The sequence below is a fragment of the Pigmentiphaga sp. genome, from assembly GCF_019689535.1.
Classification (GTDB): Bacteria; Pseudomonadota; Gammaproteobacteria; order Burkholderiales; family Burkholderiaceae_B; genus Pigmentiphaga.
Map to the genome: position 1 here is coordinate 1 of NZ_JADGHH010000275.1, position 3,635 is coordinate 3,635.

The 3,635-nt window shown below is 63.2% G+C and carries 3 protein-coding genes; all 3 read right to left on the minus strand.

Features of this window, described 5'->3' with window-relative positions; all coding sequences use genetic code 11:
• Nucleotides 1-147: 147 nt before the first annotated feature.
• Nucleotides 148-1,080, minus strand: coding sequence for a protein translocase subunit SecF (secF, locus tag IRZ12_RS16540; protein WP_296470856.1), 933 nt, complete (start codon nucleotides 1,078-1,080; stop codon nucleotides 148-150).
• A gap of 10 nt (nucleotides 1,081-1,090) precedes the next feature.
• On the minus strand, nucleotides 1,091-2,956 hold the full coding sequence (secD, locus tag IRZ12_RS16545; protein WP_296470859.1) for a protein translocase subunit SecD: 1,866 nt from the start codon (nucleotides 2,954-2,956) through the stop codon (nucleotides 1,091-1,093).
• Nucleotides 2,957-3,102: 146 nt separating this feature from the next.
• Nucleotides 3,103-3,450 carry a preprotein translocase subunit YajC gene (yajC, locus tag IRZ12_RS16550; RefSeq protein WP_296470861.1) on the minus strand — a complete coding sequence of 116 codons (348 nt, stop codon included), beginning with the start codon at nucleotides 3,448-3,450 and terminating at the stop codon, nucleotides 3,103-3,105.
• Nucleotides 3,451-3,635: the final 185 nt, after the last annotated feature.

Sequence of the window (3,635 nt, forward strand, 5' to 3'; positions counted from 1 at the left end):
CCATCAAGGTCATCAAGCGCCGCGCGTATGGCTACCGCGACCAGGAATACTTCTTCCTGAAAATCCGTGCCGCCTTCCCCGGTAATGCTCGATGAACCAAAAAAAAGCCCGGCGGCGCCGGGCGTGGGAGAGTAAGGAAGTGGCGGGTTAGCCGACGACCTCTTCCGTATTCTTCTTGACTGGCTTGACCAGGTCTTCGCGCTTGACGCCCAGCCACATGGCGATGGCGGCGGCCACGAACACCGACGAATAAATGCCGAACCAGATGCCGATGGTCAGGGCCAGCGAAAAATAGTGCAGCGACGGACCGCCGAAAATCAGCATCGCGATCACCATCATCTGGGTCGAGCCGTGGGTGATGATGGTGCGGGAAATGGTGGCCGTGATGGCGCTGTCGATGACTTCCCTGACGGTGGCCTTGCGCTGCTTGCGGAAGTTCTCGCGGATCCGGTCCATGATGACCACGGATTCGTTCACCGAGTAGCCCAGCACGGCCAGCACGGCAGCCAGGACCGGCAGCGAGAACTCCCATTGGAAGAAGGCGAAAAAGCCCAGGATGATGACGACGTCGTGCAGGTTGGCTACCACGCCGGCCACCGCGAACTTCCATTCGAAGCGGAAGGCGAGGTAGACCATGATGCCGATCACCACGAAAAGCAGTGCGAGCAGGCCGTCCTCGGCGAGCTCCCTGCCTACCTGGGGGCCGACGTACTCAACCCGACGCAGTTCGACGCCCGGATCGGAGGCCTTCAAGGCTTCGATGACTTCGTTGCTCTGCTGCGTCGACGTCTTGCCTTCGACGTTGGGCAGGCGAATCATCACGTCGCGCGAGGTGCCGAAGTTCTGCACCTGGAAGTCGCTGTATCCCTTTGCGGCAATGGTGGAGCGGACCTGGTCCAGTTCCACGGCCTGCGGGTAGGCGACCTCCATGACCGTGCCGCCGGTGAACTCGATCGACAGGTGAAAGCCCTTGGTCGCGATGAAGAACACCGCCGCGAGGAAGGTGATTAGGCTGATGACGTTCAGCACCAATGCATGGCGCATGAACGGGATGGTCTTGCGGATGCGGAAAAATTCCATGGTGTGCGACCTATTCGGGTTTCCAGACCTGGCCGATCGATATCTTGGTGAGCTTCTTGCGTCGGCCGTACCAGAGGTTGGCCAGCGCGCGCGCGCCGACGACGGCAGAGAACATCGAGGTCAGGATGCCTATGGTGTGGACGATCGCGAAGCCGCGCACGGGGCCGGAACCGAAGGCCAGCAGGGCGACGGCAGCGATCAGCGTGGTCACGTTGGAGTCCAGGATCGTGCCCCAGGCGCGCTCGAACCCGTAGTGGATGGCTTGCTGCGGGGTGGCGCCGTTACGCAATTCCTCGCGTATCCGTTCGTTGATCAGCACGTTGGCGTCGATCGCCATGCCTAGCGTGAGGGCGATGGCAGCGATGCCCGGAAGCGTCAGCGTGGCCTGCAGCATGGACAGCAGTGCGATCAGCAAGAGCAGGTTCACGGCCAGCGCGATGACCGAGAACACCCCGAACAGCCCATAGTAGAGCATGATGAAGATCGCGATGGCGGCGAAGCCGTAGACCACCGAGTCGAAGCCCTTCTTGATGTTGTCCGCGCCGAGGCTCGGGCCGATGGTACGTTCTTCGATGATCTCCATGGGCGCGGCCAGGGAGCCGGCGCGCAGCAGCAGGGCGACGTCGTTGGCCTCGACGGTGGTCATGCTGCCGGAGATTTGCACGCGGCCGCCGCCGATTTCCGTGCGGATGACGGGGGCGGTGACGACCTCGCCCTTGCCTTTCTCGAACAACAGGATGGCCATGCGCTTGCCGACGTTGTCGCGGGTGACGTCGCGGAAAATGCGGGCGCCCTTGGCGTCCAGCGTGAGGTGCACGGCGGGCTGTTGGGTCTGGCCGTCGAAGCCGGCTTGGGCGTCCTGTAGGTTTTCGCCGGTCAGGATGACCTGGCGGCGTACCAGGACGGGCCGCCCGTCGCGGTCGGTATAGCGTTCCAGGCCAAAGGGAACGGTTCCGCTCGCGAGTGCGCTCAGCGCTTCGGGCGAATCGTCCACCAGGCGTACCTCCAGGGTGGCGGTCCGGCCCAGGATGTCCTTGGCCTTGGCGACGTCCTGCACGCCGGGCAGCTGGACGACGATGCGGTCCGCGCCTTGTTGCTGGATGACCGGCTCGGCCACGCCAAGCTCGTTGATGCGGTTGTGCAGCGTCGTAATGTTCTGGCGCAGCGCGTTGTCTTGCGCGGTCTTGATGGCTTGCGGGCTGAGCGTGCCGATCAGCTTGAACTCGCCGGCGGCGTCCTGCTCGGTGAGCTGGAGATCGGGCAGCGCGTCGCGCAGCACGTTGCGCGCATTGTCGCGCGTGGCGGCATCGCGCAGCTTGATTTCTATGGTTTGCCCGACGCGCTCGATGCCGCCGTGGCGGATGTTCTTGTCTCGCAGCAGCGTGCGCACGTCGCCGGTGATCGCGTCATAGCGCTTGGTCAGCGCGCCCTTCATGTCTACCTGCAGCAGGAAGTGCACGCCTCCGCGCAGGTCCAGTCCAAGGTACATGGGCAAGGCGTGCAGGGAGCGCAGCCAGGCGGGAGAGGCCGAAAGCAGGTTCAGCGCGACGACGTAGCTCGGATCCGAAGGGTCGGGGTTGAGCGCCTTCTCGAGCAGGTCGCGCGCGCGAAGCTGTAGGTCGGTCGAGGCCAGGCGTACCCGTACTGTGCCGACCGGCCCATTCTGCTCGAAGTACAGCCCCGTGTTGGAGATCCCAGCGCCGCGCAGGATTTCGTCTACGCGTTGGGTCATGTCGTTATCCACCTTGACGGTGGCCTTGGCGCTGGAGACTTGTACGGCGGGGGATTCGCCGAAGAAATTCGGCAGTGTGTAGATGAAGCCAAGCACGACCGCGACCGCGATCATGATGTACTTCCAGAGAGGGTAGCGATTCATCGGTAATCAAACCTCGGAAGGCTGGAGCGTCGGCGCCAGTACCCCGTCGGGGGTACGCCGCAGAATGCGAAAAAGGGGCGGCGCTTGGCGCCCGCCCCCTGCAAGGCATCGATGCCGCGGGAGCGGCATGGACGCGAGCGCCCGGCTCACAGGGCCTTGATGGTGCCCTTGGGCAGCACGGCCTGAACGGCGGTCTTCTGGACCAGCACTTCGACCGGCTTGTCGCCTTCGCGCGCGATTTCCATCGAAATGTAGGTATCGCTGACCTGCGCGACCTTGCCCAGGATGCCTCCGGCCGTGACCACCTCGTCGCCTTTGGCCAGCGCGGCGATCATGTTCTTGTGCTCCTTTTGGCGCTTCATCTGAGGCCGGATCATCAAGAAATAGAGGATCACGAACATCAGGACGATGGGCAGCATTCCCATCAGGGCGCCTTCACCGCCAGCCGCAGGAGCTTGCGCCAGGACGTTGGCGAGCGCGTTGGTTGTCAACATTTTTTCTCCGGAATCAAGGACTTGCGTCGAAAATAACTCAAAATTGTAGCCCAGGCCGTCTTGGGAGGGGCCTGGGCGTATTCAGGGATAACCCACATCGTTGCCACGGTGGGCAAACGCCGCAAGTGTCTGGCACGCCTTACCGCCAGGTGAGGGGGGCATTCTAGACGCTATGGAGGCCGGGC